General features: G+C 65.5%; 18 protein-coding genes. 10 read left to right on the forward strand and 8 right to left on the reverse strand.

The window, feature by feature from the left end:
* Positions 1 to 3: 3 nt before the first annotated feature.
* Positions 4 to 1170 carry a glycogen synthase gene (gene glgA / locus ACZI8R_RS20630; RefSeq protein ID WP_463381507.1) on the reverse strand — a complete coding sequence of 389 codons (1167 nt, stop codon included), beginning with the start codon at positions 1168 to 1170 and terminating at the stop codon, positions 4 to 6.
* A gap of 97 nt (positions 1171 to 1267) precedes the next feature.
* Here glgA and glgC point away from each other — a divergent pair, with 97 nt between their 5' ends.
* On the forward strand, positions 1268 to 2482 hold the full coding sequence (gene glgC, locus ACZI8R_RS20635; protein ID WP_463381508.1) for a glucose-1-phosphate adenylyltransferase: 1215 nt from the start codon (positions 1268 to 1270) through the stop codon (positions 2480 to 2482).
* Here glgC and ACZI8R_RS20640 read toward each other — a convergent pair.
* On the reverse strand, positions 2479 to 3117 hold the full coding sequence (locus ACZI8R_RS20640; RefSeq protein ID WP_463381509.1) for an O-methyltransferase: 639 nt from the start codon (positions 3115 to 3117) through the stop codon (positions 2479 to 2481). The genes glgC and ACZI8R_RS20640 overlap by 4 nt on opposite strands.
* Positions 3118 to 3381: 264 nt before the next feature.
* Here ACZI8R_RS20640 and sigE point away from each other — a divergent pair, with 264 nt between their 5' ends.
* From sigE to tatB, 4 genes are all read left to right on the forward strand, one after another.
* Positions 3382 to 4068, forward strand: a complete 687-nt coding sequence (gene sigE / locus ACZI8R_RS20645) for an RNA polymerase sigma factor SigE (protein WP_463381510.1) — start codon at positions 3382 to 3384, stop codon at positions 4066 to 4068.
* Positions 4069 to 4084: 16 nt separating this feature from the next.
* Positions 4085 to 4453 carry an RNA polymerase subunit sigma-70 gene (locus tag ACZI8R_RS20650; RefSeq protein ID WP_463381511.1) on the forward strand — a complete coding sequence of 123 codons (369 nt, stop codon included), beginning with the start codon at positions 4085 to 4087 and terminating at the stop codon, positions 4451 to 4453.
* A gap of 180 nt (positions 4454 to 4633) precedes the next feature.
* Positions 4634 to 6145, forward strand: a complete 1512-nt coding sequence (locus ACZI8R_RS20655) for a S1C family serine protease (RefSeq protein WP_463381512.1) — start codon at positions 4634 to 4636, stop codon at positions 6143 to 6145.
* Between the two features lie 83 nt (positions 6146 to 6228).
* Positions 6229 to 6654, forward strand: a complete 426-nt coding sequence (gene tatB, locus ACZI8R_RS20660) for a Sec-independent protein translocase protein TatB (protein ID WP_463381513.1) — start codon at positions 6229 to 6231, stop codon at positions 6652 to 6654.
* Positions 6655 to 6733: 79 nt separating this feature from the next.
* On the opposite strand, the gene ACZI8R_RS20665 is transcribed toward tatB, so the two are convergent.
* The 5 genes from ACZI8R_RS20665 to ACZI8R_RS20685 form a co-directional block, all read right to left on the reverse strand.
* Positions 6734 to 7870: an Mrp/NBP35 family ATP-binding protein gene (locus tag ACZI8R_RS20665; RefSeq protein ID WP_463381514.1), complete on the reverse strand. Its 1137-nt coding sequence runs from the start codon at positions 7868 to 7870 to the stop codon at positions 6734 to 6736.
* 23 nt (positions 7871 to 7893) lie between these two features.
* Complete coding sequence (locus tag ACZI8R_RS20670) at positions 7894 to 8769, reverse strand: lytic murein transglycosylase (RefSeq protein ID WP_463381515.1); 876 nt, start codon at positions 8767 to 8769, stop codon at positions 7894 to 7896.
* A 159-nt stretch (positions 8770 to 8928) separates the two neighbouring features.
* Positions 8929 to 10092 (reverse strand): lytic transglycosylase domain-containing protein, encoded by a 1164-nt coding sequence (locus ACZI8R_RS20675; RefSeq protein ID WP_463381516.1) that lies wholly within the window; start codon positions 10090 to 10092, stop codon positions 8929 to 8931.
* Between the two features lie 120 nt (positions 10093 to 10212).
* Positions 10213 to 10710, reverse strand: coding sequence for a DUF1003 domain-containing protein (locus ACZI8R_RS20680; protein ID WP_463381517.1), 498 nt, complete (start codon positions 10708 to 10710; stop codon positions 10213 to 10215).
* On the reverse strand, positions 10707 to 11978 hold the full coding sequence (locus tag ACZI8R_RS20685; RefSeq protein WP_463381518.1) for a magnesium transporter MgtE N-terminal domain-containing protein: 1272 nt from the start codon (positions 11976 to 11978) through the stop codon (positions 10707 to 10709). The genes ACZI8R_RS20680 and ACZI8R_RS20685 overlap by 4 nt, the downstream gene beginning before the upstream one ends.
* Positions 11979 to 12088: 110 nt before the next feature.
* Here ACZI8R_RS20685 and ACZI8R_RS20690 point away from each other — a divergent pair, with 110 nt between their 5' ends.
* The 4 genes from ACZI8R_RS20690 (at position 12089) to ACZI8R_RS20705 (ending at position 15367) form a co-directional block, all read left to right on the forward strand.
* Positions 12089 to 13045 (forward strand): HpcH/HpaI aldolase/citrate lyase family protein, encoded by a 957-nt coding sequence (locus tag ACZI8R_RS20690; protein ID WP_463381537.1) that lies wholly within the window; start codon positions 12089 to 12091, stop codon positions 13043 to 13045.
* Between the two features lie 104 nt (positions 13046 to 13149).
* A complete protein-coding gene (locus ACZI8R_RS20695; protein ID WP_463381519.1) occupies positions 13150 to 13644 on the forward strand; it encodes a YflT domain-containing protein in 495 nt (164 codons plus the stop codon).
* Positions 13645 to 13667: 23 nt separating this feature from the next.
* Positions 13668 to 14777, forward strand: a complete 1110-nt coding sequence (locus tag ACZI8R_RS20700; RefSeq protein ID WP_463381538.1) for a winged helix DNA-binding domain-containing protein — start codon at positions 13668 to 13670, stop codon at positions 14775 to 14777.
* Positions 14778 to 14779: 2 nt separating this feature from the next.
* Positions 14780 to 15367, forward strand: coding sequence for a suppressor of fused domain protein (locus ACZI8R_RS20705; RefSeq protein ID WP_463381520.1), 588 nt, complete (start codon positions 14780 to 14782; stop codon positions 15365 to 15367).
* Between the two features lie 15 nt (positions 15368 to 15382).
* Here ACZI8R_RS20705 and corA read toward each other — a convergent pair whose 3' ends face one another.
* Positions 15383 to 16444 (reverse strand): magnesium/cobalt transporter CorA, encoded by a 1062-nt coding sequence (corA, locus tag ACZI8R_RS20710; protein WP_463381521.1) that lies wholly within the window; start codon positions 16442 to 16444, stop codon positions 15383 to 15385.
* 103 nt (positions 16445 to 16547) lie between these two features.
* Between corA and ACZI8R_RS20715 the strand changes: the two genes are divergently transcribed.
* Positions 16548 to 17402, forward strand: a complete 855-nt coding sequence (locus ACZI8R_RS20715) for a PHP domain-containing protein (protein WP_463381522.1) — start codon at positions 16548 to 16550, stop codon at positions 17400 to 17402.
* The last annotated feature ends 2 nt before the right edge of the window (positions 17403 to 17404 follow it).

Consider the following 17404-nt stretch of genomic DNA (forward strand, 5'->3'; position numbering starts at 1 on the left):
TTCTCAACGCCGCGCCAGCACGTCCGCGTACACCGCCGCGGTCTGCCCCGCGACCTGTGCCCAGGAGAATTCCGCTACCGCTCGTTCGCGGCCGGCACGACCCATGGCGTCGGCGATCCCGACATCGGAGGCCACTGCATCGATTGCTTCGGCGAGACCTCGCTCGAATGCTTCCGGCTCGTACGAGTTGTAGTGGACCAGACGTCCGGTGACCCCGTCGTGGACAACTTCGGGGATTCCGCCGACGTCGGAGGCGACGACCGCGGTTTCGCAAGCCATGGCTTCGAGATTCACGATTCCGAGCGGTTCGTAGACAGACGGACAGACGAACACGGTCGACGCCGACAGAATCTCGCGCACCCGTTCGGTCGGGAGCATCTCGCGAATCCAGAACACGTTGCCTCTGGCAGCCGAGAGACCCGCCACCGCGCGTTCTGTCTCCGCCGCGAGTTCTGGGGTGTCCGGTGCTCCCGCGCACAACACCAACTGGATCTCCGGAGCGAAATGGTGTGCGGCCGAGATCAGATGGGACAGCCCCTTCTGTCTGGTGATGCGACCGACGAACGACACGATCGGCTTCGAGGTGTCGACCCCGATCGCCGACAGCGCGGACCCAGCTCCAGCAGGTCCGGGGTGCCAGACCTCGGTGTCGATGCCGTTGCGCACCACGTGTACACGGGCGGGGTCGATGCTCGGGTAGGTCTCGAGAACGTCCGAGCGCATGCCCGCACTGACCGCGATGACGGCGTCGGCGTGTTCGACGGCGTTGCGTTCGGACCACGACGAGATGCGATAGCCGCCACCGAGTTGCTCTGCCTTCCACGGCCTACGCGGTTCCAGCGAGTGCGCTGTGAGAACGTGCGGCACGTCGTACATCGCGGCTGCCAGGTGGCCTGCGAGGCCGGTGTACCACGTATGGGTGTGAACGACGTCGGCCGCGCTCGCCGCATTCGCCATCCGAAGTTCGGCGGACAGCGTCGCGAACACCGCATTGGCATCTGCCAGTGCGGGATCGGGCTGGTGGACGTGCGCCCCCGGACGAGGGGTTCCCATGCAGTGCACGTCGACATCGCAGAGGTCCCTGAGCTTCGCGACCAGTTCGGTGACATGAACTCCCGCGCCACCGTAGATCTCCGGTGGGTACTCCTTGGTCATCATCGCCACACGCACGCGCTAAAGGTAACTCTCCGAGGTGGGGGCGGCCACCAGAAGTCGTCCGGCGCGCCACGGCTGGCGAGGGGAGGGGGCGGCGGATAGGTTGACAGGTGTGAGGAGCCAGCCGCACGTGCTTGGGATCGTGCTCGCCGGGGGCGAGGGCAAACGTCTCTATCCGCTGACCGCGGACAGAGCGAAGCCGGCCGTTCCCTTCGGGGGTGCATACCGACTTATCGACTTCGTGTTGAGCAACCTGGTCAACGCCGGGTATCTCCGGCTGTGCGTGCTCACGCAGTACAAGTCGCACTCGCTCGATCGGCACATCTCGCAGACGTGGCGACTGTCCGGCTTCACCGGGGAATACATCACCCCTGTGCCTGCCCAGCAACGTCTCGGTCCTCGTTGGTACACCGGCAGTGCAGACGCGATCCTGCAGTCTCTCAATCTCGTGTACGACGAGGATCCCGAGTACATCGTCGTGTTCGGCGCCGATCACGTCTACCGGATGGACCCCGAGCAGATGGTGCGTCACCACATCGAGTCCGGCGCGGGGGTCACCGTGGCGGGCATCCGGGTGCCGCGCAGCGAGGCGTTCGCATTCGGATGCATCGACAGCGACGAGTCCGGCCGGATCACCCAGTTCCTCGAGAAGCCGGCGCACCCGCCCGGCACTCCGGACGACCCGAACATGACGTTCGCGTCGATGGGCAACTACGTCTTCACGACCAAAGTGCTGGTCGATGCCCTTCGTGCGGACTCGGAGAATTCCGATTCCGATCACGACATGGGGGGTGACATCATTCCGGCCCTGGTCAACGCGGGCGTGGCGTCCGTGTACGACTTCAACGACAACGTCGTTCCCGGGGCCACGGACCGGGATCGTGGCTACTGGCGCGACGTCGGAACGCTGGATGCCTTCTACGACGCGCACATGGACCTCGTGTCCGTGCACCCGATATTCAACCTCTACAACCGGAGATGGCCGATTCGCGGGGCCGCCGAGAATCTGGCCCCGGCCAAGTTCGTCAAGGGCGGGCTCGCCCAGGAATCGGTCGTGGGAGCGGGCAGCATTCTGTCCGCGGCCACGGTGCGCAACTCGGTCCTGAGTTCCAACGTGATGATCGACGACGGCGCGACCGTCGAGGGCAGTGTGCTGATGCCCGGTGTGCGGATCGGGAAGGGCGCAGTGGTGCGGCGCGCGATCCTCGACAAGAACGTCGTCGTGGGGGAGGGCGAGATCATCGGGGTCGATCTCGAGCGCGACCGGGAACGATTCGCGATCAGTACCGGTGGCGTCGTTGCCATCGGCAAAGGCGTGTGGATCTAGAGCTTCGAGGCACAGAGAAGTCCGTCGCCGAGCGGGAACAGTACTCTGATCAGCTGTTCGTTCTCGGCGAGCGCCTTCGCCGCCTCGCGGACGGCAGTCGTTTCGGGATCTCGTTGTGCCACGTCCACGACGCGACCGTGTGCCAGTGCGTTGTGCAGCACGATGGTTCCGCCGGGTCGCAGCAATCGCACACCTTCCCGCACGAAATGCGGGTGGTCGGCCGGTCCGCTGTCCACGAACACCAGGTCGTACGCCTCGTCGGCGAGTCGGGGCAGAACATCGAGTGCGCTGCCGTTGATCAGCCGGGTTCGGGCGGGTGCGATCTGACTTGCTCGAAACGACTGCTTCGCGGCCCGCTGGTGCTCGGGCTCGTAATCGATGGTGGTGAGAACACCGTCGTCACGCATACCGCGCAGCAGCCAGAGGCTGCTGACACCGGCGCCGGTGCCGACCTCCACAACGGTCTTCGCGTCGAGCATGCGGGCGAACATGGCCAGCGCGCCGCCGACGGCCGGTGACACGGGTGTGGCGCCGAGGTCTTCGGCTTTTTCTCTTGCCGCCTCGAGCGTCTCGTCTTCGCGGACGGCCCCTTCGGTATGGGCGAGTATCCGTTCGGCGTTAGTCTGCACGCCCATGAGGCTATCTGCGTCTCGGCATCGCCGCTGCAAGGCGCGCTCGCGCGAAATTCTCAGCAAGACCTCAGGTTGCTCACACCCCCTACACACGGCGGTACGCGAGAGTAGGGCACATCGCCAGATCCGAGGCCGCAAAGGCGGGGAGATCACATCGTGACCGAGCAGTTTTCGAGACCCGGGAACAAATCGGTGTAGCGGGAAGTTGTCCCAGCTACCACGTAATCCGTGATCTGCGGTCCTGAACAGGAGGATCCACCCATCCACATGACCGACAACGAACGCAGTACCCGAGCAGTACGCCGCAACGACAGGGCGGCAAATGCGGCGGAACCGGCCGACGCGGTGATCTCCGACGTCGTCGCCTCGGAACTCGACGCAGAGCTGACAGGGACGGCTGTGTTCGATGCCACAGGCGAAAAATCTGCGATGCCGTCCTGGGACGAGCTGGTGCGCGAGCACGGCGACCGCGTCTATCGATTGGCCTACCGGCTTTCGGGCGACGCCCAGGATGCCGAGGACCTCACCCAGGACACCTTCATGCGGGTGTTCCGTTCGCTGTCCGACTACCAGCCCGGCACGTTCGAGGGGTGGCTGCACCGCATCACCACGAACCTGTTCCTCGACATGGTGCGCCGCCGCAACCGCATCCGTATGGAAGCGTTGCCGGACGACTACGACCGAGTTCCGGCTGCGGGCCCCAACCCGGAAGAGATCTACCACGATGCCCGCCTCGATGCGGATCTGCAGGCCGCACTCGATTCACTCGCACCGGAATTTCGCGCCGCGGTGGTGCTCTGTGACATCGAAGGTCTGTCATACGAGGAAATCGGTGCCACACTGGGTGTGAAGCTCGGGACGGTACGCAGCCGAATCCACCGCGGACGGCAAGCACTGCGCGAGCATCTTGCTGTGAACGGGAAGGTCGAGTCCGATCAGATCGGTGTCGGGTAGTTATCAGGAGGGACGAATGTCGCAGGTGCCGGGGCATCGCCAGTTCGGCTCGACGGAGCATCTGGCGAGCGAGGCGATAGCCGCATACGTCGATGGCGAATTGCGAATGTCCGCCTACCTGAGGGCCGCCCATCATCTTTCGATGTGCCTGGAATGCGCCCACGAAGTGGAATCGCAGCAGCAGGCGCGTCGGGCCCTGCGTGGTAGCGGCGAGGTGACCATGCCGCTGTCGCTGCTCGGTGTTCTGAGCCGCATACCGACCTGCCCGCCCGCGGATTCGCTCGATGGCTCCTCGCATTCCGTGCGGGGCGCTCGGATGGATCCTGCCGTGTCCGGCCAGCTCGACGTCACCGGTCGCCGCTGGTCTCGCCGTTGGCGTCGGTGACCCGCGCCCGACCCCCGGCGAGATGGCGGATGGCGGTGGCGCGCGCCACTCGTCGATCAGTGATACTGGGCGCGTGGCAACCGTGACGAGACTGGAATTCGTGGCACCGCCGGAACGAGTGACCGACTCACACAGAACGACTGGACGCGTCATCGGCGCGCACGAGGGGGACGCGCGACAGTGACGGGCGATTCGAAGAGCGGCGACCCTGTGAACGGCAAGAACGGGAACGGCGACGGATCCCTGCGACCTCCGGACGCGCCTCGTCTCGATCCGCGGCCGGTGTATCGCCCGGAGATCGACTCGGCGTCACAGAGTGCGTTCGGGCGTCCGGGCGGCGTCGAAGGCTCGTTTTCACAGGCCGGGAAGTCCAAGAAGGACGATCCGCGGGTGAAGGTCGGCGCTCCCGATCCGGTGTTGGCAGAGGCCTTCGGTCGGCCGCCCGGGGCGGTCGAGACCATCGAGCGCAATCCCGAACCTCCGGAGCCCCCCGAGTCGGACGACGACACTCCAGCCGACCCGTGGCGCGATCCTGAAGCCGGCGTCGTGCTCGGACGTCCCGGTGTGCACGGTTCGGCCCCCGCACGTTCGTCTGCGCCCAAACTGAGCGCCCGCGAGGTGCTGTTCGGGGACAGGGTCGCGCCGAAAGCTCTGCTCGGGCTCGCCGGCGTGGCTCTCGCGATCGGTCTGGTAGGTGGATTGCTCGCTGTGTTCGTGACGGCCGACCGCAGCTCACTCACCAGTCAGAGTGTGACTCTCGCACAGGGCGGCGGCGACGACGAGATGGCGGAGTCGCAGGTCGCGAAGGTTGCCGACTCGGTCCTGCCCGCAGTGGTGTCGATTCAGGTCGCCGTGGGCGATCAGGGCAGCACCGGATCCGGAGTCGTCATCGACGGCGCCGGCTACATCGTCACCAACAATCACGTGATCTCCGCCGCCGCCACGGCGCCCGACGGTGGAAAGATTCAGGTCCTGTTCTCCGACGGCACGAAGGCCGAGGCACAGATCGTCGGTCGGGACATCAAGATGGACCTCGCGGTGCTGAAGGTGTCCGTCGACAATCTGACTGTCGCCGAACTCGGCAAGTCCGGGGACGTACAGGTGGGCCAGGACGTCGTCGCGGTCGGTTCGCCACTCGGTCTGAGCAAGACCGTCACCCGCGGAATCGTGAGTGCCTTGCATCGGCCGATGCGCCTGTCCGGCGAGGGCAGCGACACCAACGCGGTCATCGACGCCGTCCAGACGGACGCTGCGATCAATCACGGCAACTCCGGCGGCGCGCTGGTCGACGGCGAGGGCCGGGTCATCGGAATCAACACTGCGATGCTCAGTGAGTCGGGCGGCTCGGTCGGTCTCGGGTTCGCGATTCCCATCGACGCCGTCACGACGGTCGCTCAGACCCTCATCCGGGACGGCGAGATGCACCACCCGGACATCGGCGTGAACGCCCGCACGGTCGTCAACGACGTCACCAGCGGGGCCGAGGTCGCCAACCTGACAGAGGGCGGGCCTGCGGCGCAGGCCGGCATCGTCGAACGTGACGTCATCGTGAAGGTGGGGGATCGTGAAGTCACGGGCGCCGACGAGTTGGTGGTTGCCGTCAACGCGCAGAAGATCGACCAGCCCGTCGATGTTCAGCTGGTTCGCGAGGGCCGCGTCGTCGATGTCACCGTCACCCCGGTCTCGGACTGACCACCGCACGCGATCTCTGGGACTTTGCTGTGAACCTGCCCTTGCGGTGGGCACCTTCGATGCACACCCAGTAGGCTGACCACGTGTTCGGCAACATCGGTTGGGGCGAGTTAATGGTCCTCCTCGTCGCAGCTCTGGTCATTCTTGGACCCGAGCGGCTTCCTGGGGCCATCAGTTGGGTGACCAAGTCGCTCCGTCAGGTTCGCGAGTACGCGACCGGCGCGAGTCAGCAACTCAAGGACGAACTGGGTCCAGAGTTCGACGATCTGCGTAAGCCGCTGTCGGACTTGAACCAATTGCGGGGAATGACTCCGCGGGCCGTCATCACCAAGCATCTACTCGAAGGTGACGATTCGATCTTCACCGGAAACTTCGATACGAAGCCGTCCGCCCCGGGAAAACCCGGAACGGTTTCCGCGGCGTCCGATGCTGCGGCGCAGAGCGGTTCGACGGGCAGCAAGCCACTGAACTCGGGTGAGCGGCCGCCGATCGACGTCGACGCGACCTGACCCGAATCGCAGAGCCCGATCCGAACCGCTCAGCCCGATCCGAACCGCTCAGCCCGATCCGAACCCTGTGAAGGTGGGATCAGAGGTGCCGAGTGGTGTCGATCCCGAGTGACATACCGGCCAGGCCGCGCTTACGAACTGCGAGCTTGTCTGCGACGTCGAGCAGCGCAGTGGCAGCGGGTGAATCCGGAGTCGAGAGGACGATCGGCATACCTGAGTCGCCGCCCTCACGGACCGCCTGTTCCAGTGGAATCTGGCCGAGCAGAGGAACCTTCGCACCCACCGCCTTGGTGAGTCGATCCGAGACCTCCTGGCCGCCGCCCGACCCGAAGACGTCCATGCGAGTGCCGTCCGGAAGGTCCATCCAGGACATGTTCTCGACGACGCCGACGATGCGCTGACGGGTCTGGAGAGCGATGGCGCCGGCGCGCTCTGCTACCTCGGCGGCCGCCTGCTGAGGTGTGGTGACGACGAGGATCTCGGCGCCGGGGATCAACTGCGCGACCGAGATCGCGACATCGCCGGTGCCCGGCGGCAGGTCGAGGAGCAGTACGTCCAGATCGCCCCAGAACACATCCGCGAGGAACTGCTGCAGCGCCCGGTGGAGCATCGGTCCACGCCACACGACGGGGGTGTTTCCCTGTGTGAACTGTGCGATCGAGATCATCTTCACGTCGTGGGCGACCGGCGGCATGATCATGCGCTCGACCTGAGTGGGCTTCGCGTCGGTGCCGAGCATGCGCGGAACCGAGTGGCCGTAGATGTCGGCGTCGAGGACTCCGACGGAGAGTCCGCGTGCCGCAAGAGCGGCAGCGAGGTTCACGGTGACGCTGGACTTTCCGACGCCGCCCTTGCCCGAGGCGACGGCGTACACGCGAGTCAGCGATCCCGGCTGTGCGAACGGGATGACCGGTTCGGCGGAGTCGCCGCGCAGCGACTTACGAAGTTCGGTGCGCTGTTCGTCGCTCATCACGTCGAGTTCGACGCGGATCGCGCCTACTCCGGCGACGTCGGCGACAGCCTTCGTGACCCGATCACTGATCTCGGTCTTCATCGGGCAACCGGCGGTCGTCAGATAGATGCCGATGTCGACGCTGTTGTCGTCCGCGATGTCGACGCTCTTGACCATCCCCAGATCGGTGATGGGTTTGCGGATCTCGGGGTCCTGTACGCGCGCCAGGGCACTGCGAACATCGGACTCGGTCAGAACGGCCATGACTCAATCGTAGGGATGGACGTTCAGTGGATCTTCGGCAGGTCCGCCGACGCCGGCGCGATTCCACTCGAGTAGCCCGCGGACCAGGCAAGAACGTTGGCTACGTAGGCCGCCGAATTGTTGTAGCGGTGAACGGCCTTTGCTGCCTGAATCGGGTCGCGCACGTCGAGGCCGCCGTCGCAGAGGTACTTGCCGGTGGTCAGGGCGGAGTCGAAAAGGTTCTGGGGGTCGGAGACTCCGTCGCCGTTGCCGTCACCCGCGTACATGTTCCAGGTCTCGGGCAGGAACTGCGTTGGGCCTACTGCACGATCGAACGTGGCGTCACCGTCGAGCGCGCCGCCATCGGTGTCCATGATGACGGCGTTTCCGCCGAGCGAGCCGTCCAGCACCGGGCCGAGGACCGGTTCGATCATGTTCCCGACGGCGTCGGTCTTGCCGTCGTTCGCGTGGGTGGATTCGACGCGCCCGATGCCGGCGATCAGAGTCCAGTACATGCCACAACCAGGCTGTTCGGTCGCGAGGATTCGCTCCGCGTTCTGGTAGGCGGCGAGGTTGATCTCCGGGATGCCGAGGACGCCGGCAGCGATGCTCGTGGGCAGCAGTGGTGTCGACTGAACCGGAGCGGGTTCAGGAGCCGGCGGCGGCGGTGGGGGCGCGATGTCGGCGAGCGCCAGTGCCGGTTCTTCGGCCACGCGGTCGACTGCCTCGCGGATCTCCGGTTCACGATCTGCTCCACCTGTCGCGGTGGCGTCGTGCGCGCTGGCTACGAGGAATGGCACCTTGGGGGCTGCGCCGGCGGTGTTCGCTGCGGTGATGAGTCCGATCGGGACGAGTCCGCTCAGTGCGAGTACCGAATTGCGGCGCACATGCGACTCCGCCTTCTTGTTGTGCCGACCCACTCGATTGCCTCCTGCGCCCCGTGCAAGGGGGTGGTCCCGTTCGTTGACGTGACCGAGGCTACACGATCCGATGCTGTTCTGTTATTCAACCGTGATCGGACCGTGTCGTGGGGAGTGAGTGCATCCAGGGCGGCGACTGCGCCTGCCGAGGCACTCGATTCAGGCTACAGGTGCCGGCGGAGTCCCTTCGTGTCGAGGTGTTTCGGCGGTCTCGTTGACCGGCGGCGGAGTGCAGAACAGCACACATGGCAGAGGCGGGAGATGTGGCAGGCCGGGAACCGCGGGGGTGGGCGAGTCGGGTGTCGCGGGAGGGGGCGACCCGGGGGGCGGCGGGCTGGGTATCGGCAGGCCCGGAATCGGTGCGTTCGGGGGTGCCGGTACCGGTGCGTTCGGGCTTGCCGGCGGGGTGTTTTCGCCGGTCACGGAGTCGACGAGCTGTGGTGTCGGCGTGTCGCCCGGTGTCTGATCCGGCGTCGGCATGCCGCCGTTCTTGTATGCGTTCGACCAGGTGATGACATCCGCCGCGTACTTGCCCGAATTGTTGTAGCGCAATACCGCGCGCATCTCCTGTGCCGGCTCCCGGAGATCGAGATCGCCGGCACACAGGTATCTGGCGGAGGCGAGTGCTGCATCGAACACGTTGTTGGGATCGGCGATTCCGTCGGCGTTTCCGTCCGACGCGTAGTTCGCCCATGTCGACGGAATGAACTGCATCGGGCCCATGGCGCGGTCGTGCTTCGGGTCGCCGTCCGTGACTCCGCGGTCGGTGTCCGTTATGACTTCGTTACCGGAGAGTGAGCCGTCGAGGACGGGGCCGCGGATGGGGGTCACCGTGGTTCCGAGCGAATCCGTCTTGCCGCCACCCGCATGCCCGGATTCGATGCGACCGATACCTGCGAGAAGGTGCCACGGCAGCCCGCACTTCGGCTGCTCGATCATCATCTGGAGTTCGGCGCCGCGGTAGGCGTTGAGGACGATCTCGGGAATGCCGAGCGAGCTGAGAATCACCGGTGCGGCGATGAGGCCCGAGATGTCGGCCGGTGCCATCGACCCGGCCGGGGCGAGGGGCGCCCCTGCGCGGGGAAGTGGGCCAGGAGCTGCGGGAGCGGCGCGCTGTGAGCGTGCCGTCCGGGGTTCCGAGTTCACGAACCCGGCAGGCGGGAGATGTCCGAACTGAGGCGCGGCTTCACCGGCGACGTTCACCACGGAGGGAGGTATGACGGTGGAAGACCCGTCTGCCGTTGCGGCGACTGTCGACGATCCCACCGTGGCGATACCGCCGACGATGAGAGCCGCCGTGGTCACCAGGCCACGCACTCGCACTCGATCACCCCCTGCGGTGTCTCTCGGTAACCCACACCGCATGTATCCCGGACTGTGTGACACACGTTACATAGGCGTGATCGGCCTGTCAGTTAATGCCCGGGAAACGGTCGAGCAGGGCTATTTGCGGCGCGTCTGAACGTCTTCGTGGTCTGCGAGCATCGTTCTGATCTCGTCCAACTCGCGGCGCAGGTAGTCGCGGGTGGCGACCTCGCCGATCGCGATGCGCAGGGCAGCGAGTTCACGCGCCAGGAATTCGGTGTCCGCCTTGGTCTGTTCCGCCCGCGACCGGTCTTCCTCGAGGGATACGCGGTCGCGGTTCTCCTGCCGATTCTGTGCGAGCAGGATCAACGGTGCGGCGTACGCGGCCTGGGTCGAGAAGGCGAGGTTGAGCAGGATGAAGGGGTACGGGTCCCATTGCAGCCGGACGGCGAAGATGTTGAGTGCGACCCACACGATCACGATGACGGTCTGGATCATCAGGTAACGGCCGGTTCCGAGGAAACGGGCGAAGTTCTCGCTCGCCGCACCGACCGCCTCGACGTCGTAGGTCAGGAAGCGGAAGCGTCGCCCTTCGCGGGGCGTGTCGAGTCGTTGGCGGGAATTCGAGTCGCTCATTCGTCGTTCTCCTCTTCGCGCCAGTCCTCGGGGAGGAGATGATCGAGGACGTCGTCGACGGTGACGGCGCCCATCAGGTGGTTCTCGTCGTCCACGACAGGTCCGCACACCAGGTTGTAGGTGGCGAAGTAGCGCGTCACCGTGGTCAACGAGTCGTCCGGAGCCAATCGGGGCATGTCGACGTCGAGCATCCCACCGAGGAGGCTTGCCGGTGGCTCGCGCAAGAGTTTCTGCAGGTGAACGCAACCGAGGTAGCGGCCGGTGGGTGTGGCGGTAGGCGGCCGCACGACGAAGACCATGCTCGCCAGGGCCGGAGTCACATCGGAGACGCGGGCGCGAGCCAGTGCCTCGGCGACCGTCGTCGAGGCGGTGACCACCACTGGTGACGGCGTCATCAGACCACCCGCGGTGTCCGGGGAGTGTTCGAGCAGGCGTCGCACCGGCTCGGAATCCTGCGGATCCATCAGTTGGAGCAGTGACTCCGCCTCGGTCTCGGGTAGCTCACCGAGCAGGTCGGCCGCGTCGTCGGGGTCCATCGCCTCGAGAACGTCGGCGGCGCGCTCCACCTCGAGGTGCATGAGGACGTCGGTCTGATCGTCCGCGGGCAGTTCCTGGACGACGTCGGCCAGGCGCTCGTCGTCGAGTGCGTCGGCCAGTTCGTGTCTGCGTTTGTCGGGAAGCTCGCGCATCGCGTTGGCCACGTCGGCCGCGCGCATCCCCTCGTACTGCATGAGAAGGGCAGAAACGCCCTGGCCGGGCAGTGAGAGATCGCTGTGCGTCAATCCCTGAACGTGGTGCCATTCGACTACGTGGATGGCGGCGCGGCGGCCCAGACGCCCGCGGTGGCCGCGTACCGCGACCCGCGACACCACCCAGTCACGCGTCCGGGTCACCTCGATCCCGAGGTCGACCACGAGGCACTCCACTCCGCGAAGATCCTCGAGTTCCGGGTCGTCGACTCGCACCCTGGAATCGAGGACCTGTGCGAGCGCCAGCACTTCACCGGGCCGTTGATCGAAGCGGCGGAGACTGACGTTTCCGGTTGTCAGGGTCACCGACGCAGGTTCGATGGCGGTGACCCTGAGCATCGGAACGAAGATCCGCTTGCGGCTGAACATTTCGATCACGAGACCGAGTACGCGAGGTTGCTGGCGTCCGATTCGGACCGTGATCACGACGTCGCGGACACGTCCGATCGATTCGCCGTCCGGTCCCAGTACCACCAGGCCGGCAAGCCTGGCCGCAAAGACTTTGCTTGCAGCTGCCATGACTGCAAGGCTAGATCCTTGCATCGTCAACTGTGGAATCGAATTGCCGTGTCGACGTGGCGGCATCGGACGAAGAGCGGCCGTTTCCGGCCGGAGAGGACGGCACGGAAATGGTGTCACGGAGCACTCCACGGCGATCGGTTCTGGCAGTGCCGGGAAGTAGCCGGAAGATGATCGACAAGGCGAAAAGCCTGCCTGCGGACGAGATCTTCCTCGATCTCGAGGATGCGACGGCCCCGCTTGCAAAGCAGGAGGCGCGGATTCGCGTGTCGGAGGCGCTGGCCGAGGACGGCTGGGGTGATCAGATCAAGGTCGTGCGGGTGAACGACTGGACCACGGAATGGACGTACCGCGACGTGACGGAAGTCGTGGACCGGGCCGGAGCGCACCTCGACGCGATCCTGTTGCCGAAGGTCCCGAATGCGAGCCACGTCCAGGCCCTCGATCTGCTGCTCACCCAGCTCGAGAAGGCGAACGGACTCGAGGTCGGGCGGATCGGAATCGAACCCCAGATCGAGGATGCGGTCGGGCTCACCAACATCGATGCGATCGCCACGGCAAGTCCGCGCGTCGAGACCCTCGTGTTCGGGCCCGCCGACTTCATGGCCGGCATCAACATGCGCACCCTCGTGGTGGGGGAGCAGCCGGAGGGATACGACCGCGGCGACGCCTACCACCACATACTGATGACGATTCTCATTGCGGCACGGGCACATGGGCTGCAGGCAATCGACGGCCCGTATCTGCAGATCCGAGACGTCGAGGCCTTTCGTCGGTCGGCGCACCGCACGGCGGCACTGGGCTTCGACGGCAAGTGGGTTCTGCATCCGTCGCAGATCGAGGCGGCCAACGAGGTGTTCAGTCCGCGTCAGGACGATTACGACCGTGCCGAATTGATTCTCGATGCCTACGAGTTCCACACCTCGGCAGCGGGCGGCGCTCGCGGTGCGGTGATGCTCGGCGACGAGATGATCGACGAAGCGAGTCGCAAGATGGCTCTGGTGATCTCGGCCAAGGGACGTGCTGCGGGCATGGCTCGTACGAGCAGTTTCACGCCGCCCGACTGACGTCCTCGGTCGGCGCGCTGCCGGTGGGAAACCAGCACAGCAGGTCGGTAACAGGCACAATGGTGGTTGGAATGTCCGAAACCCTCCGAGGAGAACCGGTACCGATGACGAATCCACTCGCCCCGCGAGCTGCCGGAACGCGGCGTGGGGAACTGCCGACTCCGCCCACCGGCTGGCCGATCGGGTCCTACCCGACGTATGCGGAGGCTCAGCGCGCAGTCGACTATCTGTCCGACCAAGAGTTCTCGGTGGAAGACGTCACTATCGTCGGCGTCAATCTGATGCAGGTCGAGAGGGTGCTCGGGCGCCTCAGTTGGGCGAAAGTGATTGGTGGGGGCATAGTTTCGGGTGCGTGGCTCGGTGTGTTCTTCGGGTTGTTGCTCGGGATCGTGACGGGTGGGTTTCTCGCGCCGCTTCTCGTCGGCATCGTGGGCGGCGTCATATTCGGGCTGATCTCGACGACCATTCCGTATGCAGCCACCCGCGGAACCCGCGACTTCGCATCGACCATGCAGTTGGTCGCCGGCCGGTACGACGTGCTGTGTCAGCCGAAGACCGCAGAGAAGGCACGCGACATGCTTGCCCGTCTGGCGATCTGACCGGCGCTGTGTCGGCCGATCGGTTGACCGACCGGGAACTCGGCCGAGCGACGCTGGCGCGACAGTCGCTGTTGGATAGATCGCGGGTGTCGGCGCTCGAGATGATCGAGCATCTTTGCGGGCTCCAAGCTCAGGCTCCCGATCCGCCCTATTTCGCGTTGTGGTCGCGTCTGCACGGGTTCCGGCCCGGCGCTCTGGCAGCTCTCATCGAGAACCGCGAAGTGGTGCGGATCGTTGCGATGCGAGGAACGGTATTCGCACTGTCGGCGCAGGATGCGCTGACGCTACGTCCGCTCAGTCAGCGAATTCTCGACCACGACCTGCATACCAATACCGCGCATCGTGACAACCTGCGCGGTATCGACGCTGGAGAACTCGCGGCCGCGGGGCGTGCGGTGGTCGCCGACGGCCCACTCACGGGGGTTCAGATGCGACCGCTGCTCGAGGCGCGATTTCCCGGCAGGGACGGTGCTTCCCTGGCCCACGGCGTCCGAGGGTTGGTGCCGTTGGTTCAGGTTCCCCCGAGGGGTGTGTGGGGTAGGTCGGGCGCGCCGGCATTGACTGCGCTCGAGGAGTGGGTGGGCCGACCGCTGGACCCCGCCCCGGACATCGAATCCGTGATGTTGCGTTACCTGGCAGCGTTCGGGCCGGCCAGTGCGAAGGACGCTCAGGCGTGGTCGGGTCTCACCGGACTGGGCGAGGTCTTCGATCGTCTGCGTTCGCGCCTGCGCGTGTTCACGGCCGAGTCCGGCGCCGAATTGTTCGATCTGCCCGACGCGCCGCGACCGGATGCGGGTGTCGCTGCTCCGGTGCGGATTCTCGCACCGTTCGACAACGTGTTGCTCTCGCACGCCGATCGCACCCGAATCGTGGACGACGAGGCGAGGCGACAGATCATCACGCAGAACGGCATCGTGAAGCCTGCGGTTCTCGTGAACGGCCGGGTGGTCGCCCTCACGTCGACGACGAGGCAGGGTGGGGTGGCAGTTCTGCAGGTGGAGCCGTTGACGAAGATCTCTGTGAGGAATCGCAGTGCGGTCGAAGCCGAAGGTCGACGGCTGTTGAAGTTCGCACACCCCGACGCCGAGACGAGGGATGTTCGTTTCGTGGACGGGCGCGGTGGTTTGATGTGAGCGTGTCCGAAAGTGTTGTGAACGCAGTCCGTGCCCACCTGATCGCTCGGTTCGGCGGGGTGGAACCGGCGTCGGCCTCGGTGACATTTCTGGGTGTCGAGTCTCTGGACGTGTTGCGGTTCCCGCCGGACGACGAGGGGTTCGTGAACTACGCATCGTTGGGCTGCTCGCGGCATCCGATGGGCGACCCCGGTGAGTTGGTGGCCGACCCCACGAGGGGCCCACGCGCCGAGCTGGTCCTCACGTTGCACGGCGGAGCCGGGGTGGCGTCGGGAATCGCGCGAACTCTGGCAGTGCTCGCGGCTTCGCCTTCGGTCGAGGGAATCGTGTTGGTGCCCGACGCTCTGATCGACCTCGGTGAGCCGCTGTGGAAGGGAGTGCCGTTCACGGCGGTGCTCCTCGGTGAGAGCGAAATCCCCGACCTCGAGGTGCCGGAACCCGCAGACCCAGTGAAGTTCCTGTCCGTGGTTCCGCTGACCGGCACCGAGGCCGCCTGGGTGCGGCTGCGCGGTGCCGAGGCCCTGCGTGAGGCATGGAAAGAAGCCGGCATCGACGTGCGTGATCCCGCTCGCGCGGCAGCATCGCTCTGATTCCGGGCGGAAGATCTACAACCAGTTGTTGCGGCGGAACGTCATGAAGAGTCCGACGATCACGAGAGCGATGAGTCCGATGACCACGTAATAACTGTATTCCCAATGCAATTCGGGCATGTGATCGAAGTTCATCCCGTAGATGCCTGCCACCATCGTCGGCACGGCGGCTATCGCGACCCAAGCGGAGATCTTTCGCATGTCGGTGTTCTGCTGCACCGCCACCTTCGCGAGTGCGGCATCGACGAGTGAGCTGAGTACTTCGTCGAACTCGGCGATTCGTTCCGCCACGATGGTGTGGTGATCCTGGACGTCACGGAAGTATCGCCGGACCTCTTTCGGGATGGGATTGCCCGGACTGCGGGTGAGTCGGAGAAGCGGGTTCGCCAACGGAATCACCGACTTACGGAGTTCGACGACCTCTCGTTTCAGGAGATAGATCTTCTCGATCTCCACCGTATTTCGGGGGCTGAACACGGCCTCTTCCATGCTGTCGACATCTGCTTCGATCGACTGCGTGACGTCGAGGTAGGAATCGACGACGTGGTCGGCGATGGCGTGCAGCACCGACATCGGCCCGAGTGCGAGGCGTTCGGGATTGTCTTCGAGATCGGTCCGGACGGCGGCGAGGCCGGTGTGGTCGCCATGGCGGACCGTGACCACGAAATCCTCGCCCGCCAGAACCATGATCTCGCCGGTTTCCACGATCTCGTTCGCCGTCACCACCGAGTCGTGCGGGACGTAGCTGACCGTGCGCAGAACCAGGAAGACGACCTCGTCGTAGCGTTCGAGTTTGGGGCGTTGGTGGGCATGGACAGCGTCTTCCACCATCAGCTCGTGCAATCCGTACGTGTCGGCCACTCTCGTCATCTGGCCCTCGTCCGGTGCGAGGAGACCCAGCCACACGAATCCTTCACCGCGTTCACGGACCTCCGCCAGCGCAGCCTCGTGTGTGTACTTTCCGGGCAGGCGGCGGCCGTCGACATACACCGCGCAATCGACGATGGCTCGTGCGGCGGGGATGGGGACTTTCGGCCGGGGAGCTTTCGGAGCGTTACGCATGGGGAGCGAAGGCATGCTGACACGGCTCCCTTCTCCGGCAATCGCCGATCCTTCGACACTGCAACCGAATGCTACGTGAGTTCCCGATCTTCGAGCCCTCACCTGACACACTTGTGCCGTGCGCATAGACCTTCACACTCATTCGTCCGTGTCCGACGGCACGGATTCGCCACAGGAGCTGGTGGCGGCGGCGAAACAGTCGGGCCTCGACGTCGTGGCCATCACCGATCACGACACCACGGCGGGTTGGGAATCGGCGGCGCAGGCGCTACCCGAAGGTCTGAGTCTGGTTCGAGGTATGGAGATGTCCTGCGAGGGAAGGGGCGAGGACGGGCGGCCCGTACCTGTGCATCTCCTTGCGTATCTCTTCGATCCCGAACACTCGGGTTTCGCGCAGGAGCGCCGACGCCTGCGCGGCGAGCGTGAGGATCGCATTCACGCGATGGCCGAGCGGATGGCTGCCGACGGTCTGCCGATCGACGCGAAGGCTCTCGCCGCAGCGGCCGGGCCCTCGCTCGGCCGTCCCCACCTCGCCCGAGCACTGATCGACGCGGGTGTGGTGGCCACGGTCGACGAAGCGTTTCGCGGGCCGCTTGCCACGAGGAGTCCGTACTACGTGCCCAAGAAGGACACGCCGCTCGAGGATGCGGTGCGACTGGTGACCGAAGCAGGCGGGGTCGCGGTGGTAGCTCATGCCCGGGCGCGCACCCGCGGTCGTCTGCTCGATCTCGATCACGTGCGCGAGTTGGCCCCGCTGGGGCTCGGAGGTCTCGAGGTCGACCATGCCGATCACAATGCGGAAGACGCCGCCGTGCTGCGGAAGCTGGCCGACGAGCTAGGGCTACCGGTGACCGGCTCCTCGGACTACCACGGAATCAACAAGTCGATTCCGCTCGGCGCCCACACCACCGCGCCGGACCAGTACGAAGAATTGATGGCGAAAGCGACGGGTGCACAGGTGATAACCGGATGAGT

Source organism: Rhodococcus huquni, from assembly GCF_055231055.1.